The 17,055-nt window shown below is 70.2% G+C and carries 16 protein-coding genes; 4 read left to right on the plus strand and 12 right to left on the minus strand.

The features are described 5' to 3' along the window. Window positions 1–22: 22 nt before the first annotated feature. On the minus strand, window positions 23–1,084 hold the full coding sequence (locus ACQY4K_RS08735; protein ID WP_428395250.1) for an A/G-specific adenine glycosylase: 1,062 nt from the start codon (window positions 1,082–1,084) through the stop codon (window positions 23–25). An 11-nt stretch (window positions 1,085–1,095) separates the two neighbouring features. On the opposite strand from ACQY4K_RS08735, the gene ACQY4K_RS08740 reads away from it, so the two are divergent. The 3 genes from ACQY4K_RS08740 to ACQY4K_RS08750 all read left to right on the plus strand — a co-directional run bounded on the left by ACQY4K_RS08740 (window position 1,096) and on the right by ACQY4K_RS08750 (window position 6,629). Continuing rightward, window positions 1,096–1,536: a DciA family protein gene (locus ACQY4K_RS08740; protein WP_428395252.1), complete on the plus strand. Its 441-nt coding sequence runs from the start codon at window positions 1,096–1,098 to the stop codon at window positions 1,534–1,536. A gap of 61 nt (window positions 1,537–1,597) precedes the next feature. After that, entirely contained in the window at window positions 1,598–2,221 is a 624-nt protein-coding gene (locus tag ACQY4K_RS08745; RefSeq protein WP_428395254.1) for a thioredoxin domain-containing protein, read from the plus strand. A gap of 4 nt (window positions 2,222–2,225) precedes the next feature. After that, entirely contained in the window at window positions 2,226–6,629 is a 4,404-nt protein-coding gene (locus tag ACQY4K_RS08750; protein WP_428395256.1) for an AAA family ATPase, read from the plus strand. Here ACQY4K_RS08750 and ACQY4K_RS08755 read toward each other — a convergent pair. The 6 genes from ACQY4K_RS08755 to ACQY4K_RS08780 form a co-directional block, all read right to left on the minus strand. After that, the gene (locus tag ACQY4K_RS08755; protein ID WP_428395257.1) at window positions 6,547–6,834 is read right to left on the minus strand and encodes a hypothetical protein; all 288 of its coding nucleotides are present in this window, start codon (window positions 6,832–6,834) and stop codon (window positions 6,547–6,549) included. The genes ACQY4K_RS08750 and ACQY4K_RS08755 overlap by 83 nt on opposite strands. A 2-nt stretch (window positions 6,835–6,836) precedes the next feature. After that, window positions 6,837–8,216, minus strand: coding sequence for a phospholipase C (locus ACQY4K_RS08760; protein WP_428395258.1), 1,380 nt, complete (start codon window positions 8,214–8,216; stop codon window positions 6,837–6,839). A gap of 18 nt (window positions 8,217–8,234) precedes the next feature. Further along, a complete protein-coding gene (locus tag ACQY4K_RS08765; RefSeq protein WP_428395260.1) occupies window positions 8,235–8,732 on the minus strand; it encodes a periplasmic heavy metal sensor in 498 nt (165 codons plus the stop codon). Next, window positions 8,729–9,127: a hypothetical protein gene (locus ACQY4K_RS08770; protein WP_428395262.1), complete on the minus strand. Its 399-nt coding sequence runs from the start codon at window positions 9,125–9,127 to the stop codon at window positions 8,729–8,731. Before ACQY4K_RS08770 ends, ACQY4K_RS08765 begins: the two co-directional genes overlap by 4 nt. Next, on the minus strand, window positions 9,124–9,666 hold the full coding sequence (locus ACQY4K_RS08775; RefSeq protein ID WP_428395264.1) for an RNA polymerase sigma factor: 543 nt from the start codon (window positions 9,664–9,666) through the stop codon (window positions 9,124–9,126). The genes ACQY4K_RS08770 and ACQY4K_RS08775 overlap by 4 nt, the downstream gene beginning before the upstream one ends. A gap of 116 nt (window positions 9,667–9,782) precedes the next feature. Then, entirely contained in the window at window positions 9,783–10,550 is a 768-nt protein-coding gene (locus ACQY4K_RS08780) for an SDR family NAD(P)-dependent oxidoreductase (RefSeq protein WP_428395266.1), read from the minus strand. Between the two features lie 123 nt (window positions 10,551–10,673). Here ACQY4K_RS08780 and ACQY4K_RS08785 point away from each other — a divergent pair, with 123 nt between their 5' ends. After that, complete coding sequence (locus tag ACQY4K_RS08785) at window positions 10,674–11,558, plus strand: LysR family transcriptional regulator (protein ID WP_428395268.1); 885 nt, start codon at window positions 10,674–10,676, stop codon at window positions 11,556–11,558. A 7-nt stretch (window positions 11,559–11,565) separates the two neighbouring features. Here ACQY4K_RS08785 and ACQY4K_RS08790 read toward each other — a convergent pair whose 3' ends face one another. From ACQY4K_RS08790 to ACQY4K_RS08810, 5 genes are all read right to left on the minus strand, one after another. Further along, window positions 11,566–12,945, minus strand: a complete 1,380-nt coding sequence (locus tag ACQY4K_RS08790; RefSeq protein ID WP_428395270.1) for a mechanosensitive ion channel family protein — start codon at window positions 12,943–12,945, stop codon at window positions 11,566–11,568. After that, a complete protein-coding gene (locus ACQY4K_RS08795) occupies window positions 12,942–14,084 on the minus strand; it encodes a glycosyltransferase family 4 protein (RefSeq protein WP_428395272.1) in 1,143 nt (380 codons plus the stop codon). Before ACQY4K_RS08795 ends, ACQY4K_RS08790 begins: the two co-directional genes overlap by 4 nt. Beyond that, window positions 14,081–15,718, minus strand: a complete 1,638-nt coding sequence (locus ACQY4K_RS08800; RefSeq protein WP_428395274.1) for a heparinase II/III family protein — start codon at window positions 15,716–15,718, stop codon at window positions 14,081–14,083. Before ACQY4K_RS08800 ends, ACQY4K_RS08795 begins: the two co-directional genes overlap by 4 nt. Continuing rightward, complete coding sequence (gene rpe, locus ACQY4K_RS08805) at window positions 15,718–16,398, minus strand: ribulose-phosphate 3-epimerase (protein ID WP_428395276.1); 681 nt, start codon at window positions 16,396–16,398, stop codon at window positions 15,718–15,720. The genes ACQY4K_RS08800 and rpe overlap by 1 nt, the downstream gene beginning before the upstream one ends. A gap of 170 nt (window positions 16,399–16,568) precedes the next feature. Further along, a complete protein-coding gene (locus tag ACQY4K_RS08810; RefSeq protein ID WP_428395278.1) occupies window positions 16,569–16,967 on the minus strand; it encodes a hypothetical protein in 399 nt (132 codons plus the stop codon). Window positions 16,968–17,055: the final 88 nt, after the last annotated feature.

The following is a 17,055-nucleotide window of genomic DNA, read 5'->3' on the forward strand; positions in this document are numbered from 1 at the left end:
CAGGCATCATTGTCCTCTCCTGTCAGGCATGCAGCTTGAGGCACTTGCGCATCAGGCTCGGCAGCGCTTCGTGTTTCACCGCATCGGGGCCGCGCAGGAAGCCATGCTCGCAGGGTGACACGGCGGGAACCGTGGCGGCGTAGACCTCCAGGCTCAGGGCGAAATGGGTGAATACGTGCGCGACGGTGCCGAGCCTTCGCCAGCGCGCCGGGGTCGGCGCTTGCGCGAGCGCTTCCGCTTCAGTCCAAGGTTCGGCGCGCCAGGCCGTGCCGGGCAGTTCGGTCATGCCGCCGAGCAGGCCCAACGGCAGCCGACGGCGCAGCAGCACCTGCCCGCTTGCATCGGTGAGGATGAAGGCGGCGCCGAAACGCTGCGGCCTTGCGGGCTTCGCGGTTCTGGCGGGCAGCGTCTCGGCGATGCCCTGGGCGCGTGCGACGCAGGCAGCCGACCACGGGCAGAGCGCGCAGGCCGGGCGGCGCGGCGTGCAGAGGGTAGCACCAAGGTCGAACAGGGCCTGCGCGAAGTCCGACGCCTGAGCCCGGGCTTGTGGCGCGCGGTTCAGGGTCGCAGCGAGATCGGCGATCGCCCGCCTGGACGCGGGCAGCGGGGCCGTGACCGCAAACAAGCGCGTGGCGATACGCTCGACATTGCCGTCCACCGGCACCGTCGGCACGCCGAATGCTATCGCGGCAATCGCGGCGGCTGTGTAGGCGCCGATCCCCGGCAGGGCGCGCAGTGCGGCGGGTTCGCGCGGGAAGCCGCCGAGCGCCGACACCGCGCATGCGCAGTCATGCAGGTTGCGCGCGCGCGCATAATAGCCAAGGCCGGCCCAGGCTTGCAGCACGGAGTCGCGCGGCGCGGCTGCCAGGTGCTCGACGGTCGGGAATAGTGAAAGAAATCGTCGGTAATAGGGGATCACGGCAGCGACGGTGGTCTGTTGCAGCATGATCTCGCTGAGCCAAACATGGTAGGGGTCGGCGGTCTCGCCCGGGGGCGCCCGCCAGGGCAGCACACGGCGGTGTCGCGCGTACCAATGCAGCAGTGCAGGCACGAGCAGGTCTGGGCCGAGGGTCTGGTCTGACATCGGGAGGATGGATGACGAAGGAATACCGACACGTCCATGGCCCGCGGCCGCTGGCGCTGCTGCTTGCTCCGATCACCCGCCCGGCGATGCGCCATCGCAATGCCGCGGCAGCGCGGATCGCGGCCGACTGGGAGGCGATCGTGGGCCCCGGGCTGGCCGCGGTGACCTTGCCGAAGCGGCTTTCCGCCGGCACCCTGACCCTCGCCTGCGCGGGCCCCGTGGCTCTTGAACTCCAGCACCGGTCGCAGGCGCTGGTCGGGCGGATCAACAGCCATTTTGGCCGGTTGCTGGTCGACCGGCTGCGATTCATTCAGGACGCCACCGCGGCCGCCCGGCCGCGGCCGGAGCCGGCAGCACCACCACCGCCGCCGGTGGCGATCGATATGCCGCAAGGCCCGCTGCGCGACGCCCTCGCCGCACTTGGTGGCCGTATCGCGGCACGCCACCGTTGACCTGCGGCGGCTTTGCCGCTCTGTGTTGCCAACCGATTGCATGCACGGAGATGCCCATTCCATGCCTACGCTCCTCCGCCGCCGCCACCTGCTTGGCGCCAGCCTGGCCCTCGGCGCCGCCCTTGCCAGCCTGCGTGGCGCGTATGCGCAAGGTGCGGATCCGCGCATGGCGTTGCGCGCGCTCGGCAACCCGAAGGCCAAGGTCACCGTGCAGGAATGGTTCTCGCTGACCTGCACGCACTGCGCCCGCTTTGCCGCCGAAACCTTCCCCGAGGTCAAAACCAAGCTGATCGACACCGGCAAGATCTACTACGAGTTCAAGGACTTCCCGCTCGACCAGGTGGCACTCGCGGCGGCGATGGTGGCACGCAGCCTGCCGGCCGACCGCTACGAGCCGTTCGTGCTGGCGCTGCTGTCGAGCCAGGATCGCTGGGCCTTCAACCAGGGTGTCGATCCGCAAGCGGCGCTGCAGCAGATGGCGGCACTCGCCGGCATGCCGAAAGCCACGTTCGAGGCGGCGATCAACGACCAGGCGCTCAAGCACGAGATCCTGGCAGAGCAGGATCGCGGCGCCACCAAGCTGCACATCGACAGCACGCCGACCTTCATCATCGGCACCAGCCAGCATGCCGGCGAGATGACCTACGACGCCTTCCTCAAGGCGGTCGACGCCGCCGCTGCATGAATCCGTGAAGGCGCGGTTCGCACGGCTGCGGATCGCCGGATTCAAGAGCTTCGCCGAGCCGGCGAGCGTCGAGATCCTGCCCGGTCTGACCGGCATCGTCGGGCCGAACGGCTGCGGCAAGTCCAATGTCGTCGAGGCGCTACGCTGGGTTATGGGCGAAAGCTCGGCGCGCAGCCTGCGCGGCGGCGAGATGGACGACCTCATCTTCGCCGGCACCGCCGGGCGGCCTGCCCGCAACGTCGCCGAGGTGACGCTGACCCTGGAGCGGCTGGACGACGTTGGGGGCGAGCTGGCGATCTCGCGCATCATCGAGCGCGGCGCCGGCAGCGCCTACCGGATCAACGGCAGCGAGGCGCGCGCCCGCGACGTGCAGACGCTGTTCGCCGACCTCGCCTCCGGCGCCCGCTCCTCGGCGATGGTCAGCCAGGGCCGGGTCGCGGCCATCGTCAATGCCGCCCCCGGGGAGCGCCGCTCGATCCTGGAGGAGGCCGCCGGCATCACCGGCCTGCACGCCCGCCGCCACGAAGCGGAGCTCAAGCTGCGCGCCGCGGAGAGCAATCTCGGCCGCGTCGGGGACATGCTGCGGCAGCTCGAAGCCAGACTTGGCGAACTCGATGCACAATCGGCGGAGGCGCGTCGCTACCGCGAGATTGCGGGCGGCCTACGCGACGCCGAGGCCGAGCTGCGGGCGTTGCTGCGGGCGCGCGCCGAGCGGGCACTGCGCGCAGCGCAGGACACCGCCGCCGCCGCGGAGACAAAGCTGGCCGAAATGCTGCCGCGCGCGCATGCCACGGCCACCGCCGAGCAGCAGGCCGAAGCGGCGATGCCGACCATGCGGGAGGCAGAGGCACACAGCCGCACCGTACTCGAGCGGGCCCGAATTGCCGGCGAGACCCTGGCCCGCGACGAGGCCCGGCGCGCGGCGGAGACCGCGGCGGCACTGGAGCGCGTCGAGCGCTGTCGCGGGGATGCGGACGCCGCGCACGCACGCCTGCGTGACACTACCGCCGCGCGCGCGCGCATCGCCGCCCAACGCGAGGACACCAGCGCCCACGGCAGCGACCTGCCGGACCGTCTGCGCGCCGCCGAACAGGCGCTCGTGGCCGCGGCAACGGCCCTCGCGCAGGCTGAAGCGGTATTCGCCGAGGCCAGCGCCACGGAGACGGCGGCACGTGCCCGTTCGGAGCAGGTCATCCGCGAGCGAGACGCAGCACAGGACCGGCTGCGCCAGCTCGGCGGGCTGCTGACGCAAGGTGCTGCGGACGCGGCGCTGGCGGCAGCCAGAACACAAGCGGAGCAGGCCGGGGAGAGGCAGATGCGCACCGCCCGAGAGGCCGACGCGGCGCACCTGCGTGAGCAGGAGGCCAGCCGGATCGCGCTTGCGGCGCAGTCGGCCGAGCAGGAAGCGGACGCGCTGGCACTGCGCCTGGCCGCGGACGACGCAGACCTCACCCGTCAGCTGACGGACGCGCAGGCCGCGCACGCCACGCCAGAGCAGCTCCAGGCAGCACAGGCGCGCGTAGACGACGCGGTGGCGACAGTGGCCGAGGCGCGCCAGGCCCTGCACGGCGCCGAACAGGCAAGGCTGGAGGCCAGCCGGGGCCAGGCCGGGGCAGCGCGGCGGGCCGAGGACCTGGCCCATGCGGATGCGCGGGCCGCGCAGGCCGTGGCCGCGGCGGAGGCGGCGCATGCGAGCGCCTTGGCACGCGACGAGCAGCTCGCCCAAGAGGCTGCCGACGCGCAGGACCGTCTTGTTCCCGAGGCGGCACTCGCCGACGCCAGCTCCCGCGCGGCGCGGGCGGTAACGACGCTGGCCATGGCGCGGGACGCGCTGGCGCAAGGCGAGGCGGCGCATGGCGCCAGCGCGCGGCAGGCCGACGATGCCGAGCGCGCGCTCGGCGACGCGCGCGCCGAGCAGGCCCGACTGGAAGCGCACACCGAGGGGCTGTCGCGCGCGCTGACGGAACCGGCCCAGGCCGACAGCCATTGGCCGACCCTGGCGCAGACCATGCCGGTGCCGCCGGGCCTCGAACGCGCGTTTGCCGCCGTGCTGGCGGAGACCCTGCGGGCCGCGCTCGACGAGGCGGCGCCGCATTGCTGGCGAGACCTGGGCGAGTGCGACGCAGCGCCGTTACCCGAGGGTGCTGCTTGCCTTGCAGGCCTGATCGAGGCGCCGGCGGCCTTGCGCCGTATCCTCGGCGCGAGCGGACTGATCGAGGATATCGCCCAAGGCGACCGGTTGCAGGCCATGCTGTCACCCGGGCAGTGCCTGGTCACGCGCGACGGCAGGCTGTGGCGATGGGACGGGCTGCGACGGATGGAGTTTGACGCACCCTCCGCAGCCGCGGCCAGCCTGACGCAGCACAACAGGCTGCGCGAACTCGTGGCGCAGGCGAGCGCGGCGGCGGTGCATGGCGCGAAGCTTGCCGAGCGAGCGTCAGGCCAGCGTGCTCTGCACGTGGCGGCTGCCAGGCGCGTGGCGCAGGCCCGGGCGGCGCGTGACGCAGCCGAGCGCGACCTCGCCGAGGCGCGGACGCATGCAGCGGCTTTGGCAGCAGGCCACGCTGCCGCCCAGGCGCTGCTGAAGGCAATCCTGCCGCAACGCGATGCAGCGGCGCGCACCCGCCAAGCGGCCGGCTTGGCGCTTGACGAGGCGCGCGCCAATCAGGCCGCCTTGCCGCGTTTGCGGGACGCGCAAGATCGGCTGGCGGCGGCGGGTGCCCGCACGGACAGCGCCGTCGTGGTCGAGACCGCGGCACAGGCAACACGCGAGCGCACGGAGGCAGCTCTCGAGGCTGCACGAGCCGAGCAGGCGACCCTGCGGGCCAGGCACGCCGAGGCGGAAAGCCGGCTCGAGGCCTTGCTGCCGCAATGCCAACGGCTGCGCGCGCAGCACGAAGCGGCACAAGCCGACGCGGCGCGCGCCCGCATTGCCCGCGCGGCACTGCCGCCACCGGAGCAGACGCGCACGGCGCTCGCACAGGCGATCGAGGCGGCGACGCTGGCGCGGAGCGAAGCGGCGGCGCAGCGCCAAGCGCTTCACAATGCCGAGCAGCAGCGCGACCAAGCCAGCGCGGCCTATGCCGAGGCGGCCACCCTGGCCGCCCGGCTCGCCGCCCTCCAGGCCGAGGCCGCAGCCCTGCCAGACCTTGAAGCCGCGGGGGCGGCCAGCCTGCGGGCACGGCAGGCTTGGACGCAAGCCACGGAGCGGGAGACCGGCTGCCGCGAGACCCGCGCGCAGCTCGGCGCCGACGCGGCCGCATTGGAGGCGACCTGCGCCAATCTCGCCCGGGCGCATGCGGACTGGCTGCAAAGCGAGGCGTCGGCGCGCCAGAACCACGAAGAGGCGCTCGCGCGCCTGACCGAAGTGCTGCGCGCCTACACGGCCCTAGCTGAGGCGCCGGCGGCCGAGCAGCGCGCCGCACAGGACCGCACGCTGGCCGAGGCGGAGTCGACACACGCACTGGCCCAAGCGGCGCTGGAGCGTGCGGCACAATCGCTCAACGCGGCGCAGGCGGCGCGGCGCCAGGCGGAACTGGCGGTGGCGGACGCGACGCAGGCGGACCTGCGCGCACGCGGCCAGCTTGACCAGGCCGAGGCGATGCTGGCTCAGTTGCCCGAGCCGGACGGAAGGGAGGCGCCACGCGACCTCTCGGACGCCGCCGAGGCCAGCCTGCGACGGCGGATCGCGCGGCTCGGCCGCGAGCGCGACGAGATCGGGCCGGTGAACCTGCGCGCCGAGGTCGAGCGCGAAGCCGCACGGGCGCAGGCAGACGAGATCGCCCGCGAACACGCCGAACTGGAGGCCGCCATCGCCCGGCTGCGCGGCTCGATCGGCCATCTCAACCGAGAGGGGCGCGAGCGGCTGCTGGCGGTGTTCGCGTCGGTTGATGCGCAGTTCCAGGCGCTGTTCGCGCGCATGTTCAACGGCGGCCGCGCGCATTTGGCGATGGTCGGCGACGAGGACCCGCTGGCCGCCGGGCTGGAGCTGTATGCGCAGCCGCCGGGCAAGAAGCTGGCGGCTTTGTCGCTGCTGTCCGGCGGTGAGCAGGCGCTGTGCGCGCTGTCGCTGATCTTCGCGGTGTTCCGCTGCAATCCGGCACCGATCTGCGTGCTGGACGAGGTCGACGCGCCGCTCGACGATGCCAATGTCGGCCGCTTCGTGGCCTTGCTCGCCGACATGGTGGCGCAGACCGACACCCGCTTCCTGGTGGTCACGCATCACCAGCTGACGATGGCGCATATGGACCGGCTCTACGGGGTGACCATGCAGGAACGCGGCGTCAGCCGCGTGCTCTCGGTGGATCTGGCGGCGGCGGCGCTGGTCAGCGCCAGTGCGCCGGGATCCAGCGGCCGCGGCGGCCCCAATGGCCGGGGATCCAGGCGTGATAGCCCGGACGCCGCCTGACATAGACGCCGGGCACCCAGACATAGCGCACGCCGTTCCAGCGCCAGCCGCCGCGTCGCCAGATATGGCCCGGGCCCGGCGGCGGCGGCACCACCTCCACTGGCGGCGGCGGCAGCGGCGGATAGGCCGCGGCGAGCGTGGGCGCCAGCACGGCAGGTCCGGCGACGGCGAACAGCAAAGCGAGTGCGCGCAGATGTCGGGTCATGTCTATCCTCTTGAATCGTGGGGTGTCGGCGCAGGCGGGGTCAATGTCGTCTTCGGATGCTCCGGGAGGATCACCGGCGGCCGCGGCGGCTGCGCGAAATCGAAATCGCGGGTCAGGTCGCCGAGTGCTGCCGCATTCTCGCGTATGTCGGGGCGTCCGTCCGGACGCCCGTCGGTCGCCGGATTAAGCCTCGCGCCTTCCAGAAAGTCATCCTCGATGAATTTCAGGTAGGCGTCGAAGCTGACAGTCTGATGGTCAACAACGCCGCGCCGCGCGTAGGGGCTGATGACCAGGCCGGGCACACGCAAGCCATAGCCGAGGGCATCGACATGCGGCGGCACGACCTGGTCGTAGAAGCCGCCCCAATCGTCCCAGGCCAGGAAGATCGCGGTGCTGTCCCAGTCCGGGCTGCGCATCACGGCGTTGATCAGGGTCGTCACATAGGATTGGCCGGTGCTCACCAGCGCCGGCGGATGCTCGCTGTCGCGAAAGCTGGGGATCACCCAGGAGACCGCGGGCAGCGTTCCGGACCGGGCCGCGGTGAAGAAGTCGGCGACCTGTCTGATGTCGCCCTGCTGGTTGTCGGCATGCACGTCGCTGAATTGCGGCAGCACGTTCCAGATCGCCGGCACATGGTCCCGGCCGTGCCTGACGAGGTGCCGCATCAAAGGGGTAGCCGCCGGACTGTCGATATAGCTCGCCCACGTGACGTGATGGCGGTCGAGCAGCCAAGTCAGGTCTGTCCAGCCATAGGGGGTGGCGACGTCGCGGCGCGGACGCTTGCGCACGAGGGCGCTCCGGCAGCTTATCGGGTCAGACAGTGTCTCACATGTGGCTGACCAGCCCGAGACCATATAAAGGTGCGAGGGCAGGCTCCAGGACGCGACCGGCTCGAACATATGGTCCTGCAGCACGAACTCCCTGGCGTAGGCCCAGTAGTTCGGGATGTCGGAGGCGACGTGGTAGCCCATTACCCGCCGTGCGTCCTGACCGCCGCCCTCGCCGCAGTTGGGATCGGACGCGGCATGGCACTTCCTGCCACGCGCCGCCGCGGCCACGGCGATGAACCCGTCCATGCTGCCGCCATCGATGACGGCTGTCGCCGCGACCGCGGAGTGCGGACCGCCGCCGTTGCGGTCGCGATGGTCGACGAACGGCCGCACGCAAGCACCCGTAGCGCCGTCCGGGACGCAGACCGAAGGCACGCCGTCTTGCATCGGGATACCCTCGGCGCCTGGGAACGTGCCGAAATAGCTGTCGAAGGAGCGGTTCTCCTGCATGATGACGATCACGTGCCTGATCCTGTGGATGCCCGGCACCATGGCATGGGCCGGACCGCCGAAGCAGGCGATCATAATGGCCGCGAGACACCGACGCATCATGCTCTCCATACCGTCGTCCTACCGTTGAACGGCGGCCGGCGGCGAACCCGTCGCGCGCGCGGGATGACGCAGCGGGCCGCCGTGTTCCAGGCCGCGTGCCAGCACCGCCCGCTCGCCGGCGGGCAGGGTGGCGGCGAACTCGACGGCGACACCCTCCAACCTGGTGCGCAGCGCGAAATCGGCGTCGCGCGCGCGCGCCAAAGCGGCGTTGACGGCATCCCGGTCGAAGTGCGGCTGCACGAACAAACGTGCCGCCTCGAAGCGACTGGCACGGGCAGTTCGCGACAGGTCGCGATTGTCCTGGAGCACCTGGCGCAAAGTCTGACGGAAGCGGTGCCGGTCCGCCGCCGGCAGTCCCTGTCCGGCCATACGCAGCGGCCCGTGCGACATGCGGGCATACGGGCGCCAAACGTCTTGCCGCGAGAGCACAGCCAAGCCGCCGCCGATCGCGCCCAAGGCGAACACGTTAGCGAACAGCGAAACCGCGAGCAGCACGGCGAGGCGCTGCCGCGTCACTGATCGACCGGCGCGCCGAGCACGCGCAACCCGTAGAGCGGCCCGATCACCGGGTATGTGGCCGGTGTCGAGATCGCCATGAAGCTGGCTCCGGCCGCCACCCCGCCGGCGAGGGTGGCGGCGGCACCGAGGCTGGAGAGCCACAGGCGCAGGCGGCGCGCGCGCGCGCGGCTTTGGACGGCCGCCGCCGCGATCCGGCCGGCCAGGGCGGCGCCCGGCGGCGGCACGGTCCAGGCCGCCAAGGTGTCGTCAAGCTTGCCGGCGCCCGCCAGCATTGCGTTTGCGTCAGGGTGTTGGCGCAGATGCGCGCATGCCGCATCGCGTTCGGCCGCCGGCCAGCGGTCGAGATCGCCGCCGAATGCATCCGCCAGTGCTGCAAATCGCTCAGGGCTCACAGGTTGGCTCCCTCAAGCAAGACCCGCAGGGTCCGTCTGGCACGCGATAGCAGGCTTTCCACCGCCTCGACGCTGATCTCCAGGACCGCGGCGATCTCTATGTTGGAGCACGCCTGGTAGGTGTGCAGCATGATCGCCTGGCGCTGGCGCGGCGGCAGACCGGCCAGCGCCGACCTGACCCGCCGGGCGACTTCGTCGCTGGCAATCCGCTGGTCGGCGGCGGGGGCTGGATCGATCTGTTCCGGCGGCTCCGCCAGCAGCACCTCGCGGCGCCTGCGCAGGCGGTCGGTGCACAAATTCAGCACCACCCGGTGCAGCCACGTGTCGAATCGCGCCTCTCCGGTGCGCCAGTCGCGCGCCTGCCGCCAGGTCCGCAGCAAAGCCTCCTGCGCCACGTCGTCCGCTTCGCCGGCGTCGCCGAGCAGGCGCGAGGCAAGCCCATGGATGCGGGGAAGCTTGCGTGCGACCAGGGCGCGCAGTGCCGCGTCCTCGCCACGGCCCACGGCGGCCACCAGTTCCGCATCCAAATCCGCCTGCATCCGCACTCAGGACACTATTCTTCGACTGATGATGTCGCATCGCATCCGGGTCGCCGGCTCATGATAAGCGTTCAACGTGCGTGCGCGCCGGATCCGTCGCGGCTTCGGATTGGGCGTTATAGGCGCATCCCGCCGGAAGCCTCGATCCGCTGCCCGGTCATCCAGCGATTATCCGCCGAGACCAATGAAGCGGCGATCGGTCCGATGTCGGAGACGCGTCCCGGCCGCCCGAGTGCCGTCATCTCCGAGACCATCCGGTTCACCTGCGGATTGTCGCGCACCATGCCGCCGCTGAAATCGGTCTCGATTGCGCCGGGTGCCAGCGTGTTGGCGGTAATCCCGCGCGCGGCGAGCTCGACCGCGAGATAGCGGGTGAAGACCTCGACGCCGCCCTTCATCATCGCATAGGCGGACGAGCCGGGAAGCGAGGCTCGCGCCAGCCCGCTGGAGATGTTCAGGATCCGCGCGCCGTCGGCGAGCATCGGCAGTAACCGCTGGGTCAGGAAGTATGGCCCCTTGAGGTGCACGCGCATCACCTCGTCGAACTCATGCTCCGTGGTCTCGGCGATCGAATTGTGCAGGCTGGTGCCCGCGTTGTTGATCAGCACGTCGAAGCTCTTGCGCGTCCAGACGCGATCGAGCGTGCTCGCCAGCCGCTCCGCGAACGCGTCGAAGCTCGCGACATCACCGGCATCAAGCTGCAGGGCAGCGGCGCGTCGGCCACTCGCCTCGATGCCGCGCACCACCGCCTCCGCTTCGTCCTGGCGCGCACGCCAGGTCACGATGACGTCGGCGCCGGCGCGCGCGAGGTGCTCGGCCATGCCGCGCCCGAGGCCGCGGCTGCCGCCGGTCACAAGCGCGATCGTTCTGTCGGTCTGGTCCATCGGAATACTCCCTATCCTGGGTGGGGAGTGGATATGGCTGCTGGGTCGTCTCGAACAATTCGGGCGATCTTGCCATCAGCGTTCGAGTCGGGCGAACAATCCGGAATGGACAGACTCTCTGCCATGCGCCTGTTTGTCCGCGTCGTGGAGCGGCGCAATTTTCGCGCCGCCGCCGCCGACCTGGGTCTGCCGCGATCGAGTGCCACCGCCGGGATCAAGGCGCTGGAAGCCGAGCTCGGCGCGGCGCTGCTGCGGCGGACCACGCGCCATGTCGCACCGACCGAGGAGGGCGAGGCGTATCACCGTCATTGCGTCTCGGTGCTGGCCGACATCGACGACGCCGAAGCGGCGCTGCGCGGCGGCGGCGGCAACGCCCTGGGCGTGCTGCGCGTCGACACCAACGCCCACCTCGCACGCACCTGGCTGCTGCCCGAGTTGCCGCGTTTTCTCGAACGCCACCCTGGTCTGCGCTTCCATCTCGGCGAGGGCGACCGGCTGGTGAACCTCGTGCGCGAGGGCGTCGACTGCGTCATCCGCGGCGGCGAGATAGATGACAGCGATCTCATGATACGGCGCCTCGGCCTGCTCGCGGAGGTCACCTGCGCGAGCCCGGCCTACCTCGCGCGCCACGGAACGCCAAGCACGACTGACGATCTCGCCGGGCACGAGATGGTCGGGTTCGTTTCCTCGCGCACCGGCGGCGCACTGCCGCTGGGATTCGTCATCAACGGACGCGTGCGTGAGGTCACCTTGCCGGCGCGCGTCACCGCATCGAGCAGCGACAGTTGCGCGGTGCTCGCGCGCCTCGGACTGGGGCTGGTGCAGGCGCCGCTGATCCGCTTTGCCGACGATCTGAAGACCGGTGCGATGGTCGAAGTGCTCCGACCCTTTCGTCCGACACCGCTGCCGGTCTCGCTGCTCTACCCGCGGACCCGGCTGGTGCCATCCCGTCTGCGCGCCTTCATCGACTGGCTCGACGAGGTGCTGGTCCCGCATCTCACCGACTGAGCCAGGTTCAGTCCGCGGCGTCGGACCTGCGCGTTTTCCGCGGCGCCCCGGCGGTATCGGCCTTGGCGGCATCGGCGAGGGCGGCGGCGATGACCGGTGCCAGCGCCTCGGGATTGCGCAAATTGAGGTCACGCTGCGGGAACGGGAATTCAATTCCGGCGCGATGGTAGGATTCCCAAACCAGCAACCGCACGTCGCTCTCGACGTTGGCGGTGCCGTTGCGCGGGTCGCTGATCCAAAAGCGCAGCTCCAGGTTGACCGAGCTGTCGCCGAAGCCGGCCAGCAGGCAGACCGGCTTGGGGGTTTCGAGCACGCGCTCGACCTCGGCCACTGCTTCCAGCGCCAGCCGCATCGCCTCGCGTACGTCGGACTGGTAGCCGATGCCGAACGGCACGTGCAGCCGCACCAGGTCGTTCGAGTAGCTCCAGTTGATGACCCGCTGGGTGATCAGGTCCTCGTTCGGAATGAGGTATTCGGTGCCGTCGCGGGTGACCACCGAGACGAAGCGGGCGTTCAGCTTGGTAATCCAGCCGTAGGTGCCCTCGATCTCGATCACGTCGCCTGGCTTGATCGAGCGGTCCAGTAGCAGGATCACGCCGCTGATCAGGTTGGAGACCACCTTCTGCAGCCCAAAGCCGACACCCACGCCAATCGCGCCGGAGAACACCGCGAACGCCGTGAGATCGATGCCGACGGCGCTCAGCGCCACCACAACGGCCAGGGTGAGCAGGGTGACGCGGGTGAGCTTGGCGGCGAGCACCTGCATCGCGGGCGTAATGTCGCGCGACCGGTGCAGCCGGGTCTCGACCCAATGCGAGAGCAGGTTCGCGGCCCAGATCAGCACCACCAGCAGCAGCGTGCCCTTGAGCAGCAGCAGCACGCTCAGCCGCAAGGTGCCGACGGTGACTGCCATCTCGTTGAGCAGGCCGGCGGTCGGCCCGACCAGCCCGGCGATGTTGAGGGCCGCGATGACCCAGGCGGCGATGGCGAACGCCCGCGCCAACCGCGGGCTGCGCACCAGCGCCGAGCTGAGCCGGATGATGATCCAGGCCAGCGCCAGGCTCTCGAACAGGCGCAGCAATCGGGTCGGCAGACCGTTCGCGGCAAACCCGAGCGCCTCGAACCAAAGCAGCACGAGCAGCAGCAGCCAGGGGGTCGCGCGGCTGAGCGCCTCGGCGGCGCGGGCCAGCGGCGTGGTGCGCAGACGCGAGACCGTCGACATCGCCAGCCGGATGATGCGCGGGGCCAGCAGCCGGGTCAGCCCAAGCGCAAGCAGGCCGCCTGCCGCCTGCAGCAGGGTCGACCAGGCGACGACGTTGGCGTGCAGCCAGGCGAGCGCGAAAGCGGCCTGGGCATGCAGGAAAGCCTTGGCGGCGTGCAGGGTCATGCGCTGGAGTGTCGTGCCGGCAGCCGCACCGTCAAGGTATCGGTCAGCAACGAGGCCGTCCTGGCCACGATCCGCGCCTCGTCATAGAGCAGCATCGCCCGCGCCCGGCCGGCCTCGCCCATGCGCGCGCGCAGGGCCGCGTCGCCGGCGAGCGACGCGAGCGCCGCTGCCAACAGCTGGGGGCTGCCCGGTGGCACCAACAGGCCGGTCTGCCCGTCCTCGACCTGTTCGCGCGGGCCGCTGATATCGCTCGCCACGACCGGTAGGCCGGACAGCATCGCCTCGATCACCGACATCGGCAGCCCCTCGAAATGGCTCGGCAGGACGAAGATGTCGGCGGCCGCGAGCAGGGCCGCGATGTCGTCGCGGTAGCCGAGCCGCCTGAGGCGCGGGCCGAGCCAGGACGCGGTGAAATGTGCCTCGAGATCGTCGCCGTGATCCGAGGGCAGCCGCGACCCCACGACCCAGAGTTCGGCGTCGGGCACCGCTGCCATCGCGTCGAGCAGCTCCGGATAGCCCTTGTGTCGCACCAACCGGGAGACGGCGACGATCACGACCTGCTGCTCGGGCACGCCGAGGTCGCGACGCACTGCGGCCCGCGCGGTCGGATCGGGCCGGAAGACGGCCGGGTTGCGGCCATTGCCGACGGCGACCGGATTCGGATGGATGCGCAGTCGCCTGGCGTCATCGGCTTCGGCCATCGACACCGTGAAATAGCGATCGGTGATGCGGCCGGCCAGCCACTCCAGCACCAATGCCGCCACACGGCGCGGGCGCGATCCGGGCTGGTTGAACAGGAAGCCGTGGCAGGTATAGGCGATGATACCGACACCGCAGAGGCGGGCGGCCAAACGGGCGAGCAGGCCGCTGATCGGCATGTGAGCGTGCACGAGGTCCGGCCGTTCGGCACGGATCAGCCGCAGCAAGGCCAGCAGCGCCCGCGCCTGGGCCAAAAGCGAGAGACTGCGCGCTAGCGGCAGCGGCACGATGCGGAAGCCCTCGGCGCGCGGCTGCATGAGCAGCGGTCCGTCGGCGCAGACGCCGACCACCTCATGGCCGCGCGCGCGCAACTCGCGCATCAGCGGCAGCAGGAAATGCGCAAGCGAGAAATCGACGTTGGTGACTTCGAGGATTTTCACTCGTCCGCGCGACTGATCGCCCAGCGCACGATCTGCGGCTCGCCGGCGGCGTCCGGTTCCGATGTCGCTTGCGGCGGCGTTACCGTCACCGCGATCTGCCGGCTGACCCGTGGTGCGCCGGCGCCGAGATAGACGCTCTCGTCGATCGAGACCGCCCCACCCTCGATGCGCATCCGCCAGATACCGCCGGAGGCCAGTGTCAGCAGCACGCTGCCAGGCTCGGGATCGTGCTTTGCGGCCACGTCGGGGTGCAGATGGAAGCGCAGCACGAAGGCCAGCGGTGCGGGTGCCTCGACGAAATCCTCGCCGCGTATGTCCTCCCCGTTCTCGGCGAGATAAAGCCGGCGGCGCTGCATGGCGCCGAGCATCGGCTTGTAGCCATCATGGCTGAGATCGAGCCAATGCGCGCCGCCGGACTGCTTGTGCTCGATCTCGACATGCCCCGGGCGCCGGGCAATCCCGCCGGACTCGTTGAACTCCGAGGACGAGCGATCGGCGATTGTGACCACCGAATGCGCCGCTGTGCTGCGCAGAGCCTGCCGCCAAGCCGGGGTAATGCCGGCGCCGCAATTGACGACCAGTCGCTCGCGCCCGATGGAAAGTTCAAACGACAGGGTGCCGGCATGGGCGAGCATGTCGTAGCCGGTCGGCGGCGGCGGTCCGGCATCGACAAATAGCAGGCTGCGGCCGGCCTGCAGACGGATGAAGCCACCCTCGGGCAGGGCTGCCTGCACAGACCGCCCGCGCGCCGCCTGTGCCAGCACCAGGTCGATCAGTGCCGGGGCCTCTTCGTGCGAGCCGTTGAACAGAGCGAGACCGCCGTCGGTATGACGCAGCGTGCGCAGGGCCGGGGTCATGCGGTCGAGGGCGGCGGCGAGCGCCAAAGGGGCCGCGATCTGACCCGTCTGCATCAGTGCCCGCATCTCGGCGAGTTCGCGCAGGGCGGCGAGATGCGCCCCCGGGCTGCGCTCGACATGGCAGCCGTCGAGCAGCACCTGGCGGCCGATCTCGGCGGCGATATGGCGCATGTAGCGGGTCAGCAGATGGTTCTGCTCGGGCAGCGCCACCGCGCAGGCGAGCAGGCCCTTATAGGCGACCAGCGCACGGTGATCGTGCGTCGGGCAGGGCACCAGGGCAGCGAGCGTGCGACCGTCGATCAGCAGCCGCGTCATCAGCCGCTGCTTGAAATGGTCGTCAGCGGAAGCGGCGAAGAAGTCGTAATGCGCAAGCCACGCATGCACCCGCGCACCGATCACGTCGGGTGCCCGCGCCAGCGGATCGGCGGCCGGCTGCCCCAGCCAGTCGGCGACCAGGGTGCGAGCGCGAAGCCGGGCGCCATCGGTGCCCAGCGCCCGCAGGTCGCGCAGCCAGGTGAAGCCATGCGCATGCGCGGCCAGCAAAGGCGCGCCCCCGGTGGCGGCCTGGCTTTCGCCCGGGACCAGCGGATGCACCAGACCGCGATAAAGCAGTTCGCCCTTCATCAGCCGCGCCCCGAGCGACGGATCCCCTGGCCACAGGTCGCGGATCGCCTGTTGCGGCGCATCCGGCACCCGGCTCATCCCAAGCGAGCTTGCGAGCCCCGGCAGGCGGGCGATGGAGAGCCGTGCATCAAGCGTCCAACGCCGCATGTCCATCAGCCGGCTCCGGCGCGCAGTGACGCGATCGCATGACCATAATCGGGTGCTGCAAAGATCGAGGTGCCGCCGATCATCACCGTCGCGCCGGCGTCGATGCAGCGACGCGCGGTGAGGGAGTCGATCCCGCCATCGACCCCGATCGGACTGTCGCGGCCACGCTCCGTCAGCATGGCCCGGATCCGGGCGATCTTCGGCAGCATGGTCTCGATGAATTTCTGGCCGCCGAAGCCGGGATTGACGGTCATCACCAGCACCATGTCGGCGATTTCGAGCACCTCGGCAATTGCCTCGACGGGCGTCGCCGGATTGATCGCGATGCCGGCCGCGACACCAAGCGATTTCACCGTCTGCAGCGACCGGTGGGTATGCGGGCCGGCCTCGATGTGCAGGTGGATATGCTGCGCGCCGGCCTCGGCGAAGGCGGCGAGGTAGGGGTCGACCGGCGCGATCATCAGATGCACGTCGAACGGCAGCGTCGTGCGCGGCCGCAACGCCCGTAACAGTTGCGGACCGAAGGAGAGATTGGGGACGAAGTGCCCGTCCATGATGTCCAGATGCAGCCAGTCGGCGCCGCCGACCTCGATGGCCGCCACTTCCTCGGCCGCGCGCGAGAAGTCCGCCGCCAGCAGGCTCGGGGCCACGATGATGCCGGATCGATCCGGAGGCGCGGATGTCATGACGCCATTCGACACAACAGGCTCCGGAGGCGCAAGGGTCGGGGTGCACGGCTTGCCGCAGTTTGGCGAGTCTGATGGCCGCCACCAGATCCTGACGTTGATGATCCGAGGATTTCGCCCCTGTGATCGACACTGGAGAAGACGCCCTAGAACGGTGTCGGGGGGATCCTCTACCTGCCACGCACCCGTCGGCCCAGGCATCCGACAGCGATCTTCATGACGTCCGCCTCGTGCAGGAGCATGAGTTTGGGAATGACTGAGTTCACGAGCACGAACTGAAGTTGAGCCCGCTCGTATGTGATCTCTGCGATCGGGTCGTAGTCAGCCGTTTCGCGTTCCTCAAGTCCCTGAACGAACGCTTGAGCGATGCTGCGCAGATCATCGCCGGCGTTCGAATCTTGCCTGGTCAACGCCTTGCAAACTGTCTTGACCTCGTTATGCCCAAAGGAGCGGTAGATGTCCCGATAGTCCGGGGTTCCCCGGAGGGCCTTGCCAACGAGGCGGTCGGTGACTCTCTCAAGTATCGAGTGGAAGAGCGCGTAGTAGGTAGTCGAGATGGAGCGGCGCAAATCTCCCTCCGACGGTAGTGTCCAGCTCACATCTCGACTTAACGGACCCTTCGGCTGCGGCACTGGGGTCCAGCCAAGCAAACGCTTG

Source organism: Lichenicoccus sp. (genome assembly GCF_965276875.1).
GTDB lineage: Bacteria > Pseudomonadota > Alphaproteobacteria > Acetobacterales > Acetobacteraceae > Lichenicoccus.

Excerpts from the sequence above, each read along its gene's own strand:
- ACQY4K_RS08735 (WP_428395250.1), bottom strand. The coding sequence starts at position 1,084 with ATGTCAGACCAGACCCTCGGCCCAGACCTGCTCGTGCCTGCACTGCTG.
- ACQY4K_RS08790 (WP_428395270.1), bottom strand. The coding sequence starts at position 12,945 with ATGACCCTGCACGCCGCCAAGGCTTTCCTGCATGCCCAGGCCGCTTTC.
- ACQY4K_RS08785 (WP_428395268.1), top strand. The coding sequence starts at position 10,674 with ATGCGCCTGTTTGTCCGCGTCGTGGAGCGGCGCAATTTTCGCGCCGCC.
- ACQY4K_RS08775 (WP_428395264.1), bottom strand. The coding sequence starts at position 9,666 with ATGCAGGCGGATTTGGATGCGGAACTGGTGGCCGCCGTGGGCCGTGGC.
- ACQY4K_RS08800 (WP_428395274.1), bottom strand. The coding sequence starts at position 15,718 with ATGGACATGCGGCGTTGGACGCTTGATGCACGGCTCTCCATCGCCCGC.
- rpe (WP_428395276.1), bottom strand. The coding sequence starts at position 16,398 with ATGACATCCGCGCCTCCGGATCGATCCGGCATCATCGTGGCCCCGAGC.
- ACQY4K_RS08755 (WP_428395257.1), bottom strand. The coding sequence starts at position 6,834 with ATGACCCGACATCTGCGCGCACTCGCTTTGCTGTTCGCCGTCGCCGGA.
- ACQY4K_RS08745 (WP_428395254.1), top strand. The coding sequence starts at position 1,598 with ATGCCTACGCTCCTCCGCCGCCGCCACCTGCTTGGCGCCAGCCTGGCC.
- ACQY4K_RS08780 (WP_428395266.1), bottom strand. The coding sequence starts at position 10,550 with ATGGACCAGACCGACAGAACGATCGCGCTTGTGACCGGCGGCAGCCGC.
- ACQY4K_RS08760 (WP_428395258.1), bottom strand. The coding sequence starts at position 8,216 with ATGATGCGTCGGTGTCTCGCGGCCATTATGATCGCCTGCTTCGGCGGT.
- ACQY4K_RS08740 (WP_428395252.1), top strand. The coding sequence starts at position 1,096 with ATGACGAAGGAATACCGACACGTCCATGGCCCGCGGCCGCTGGCGCTG.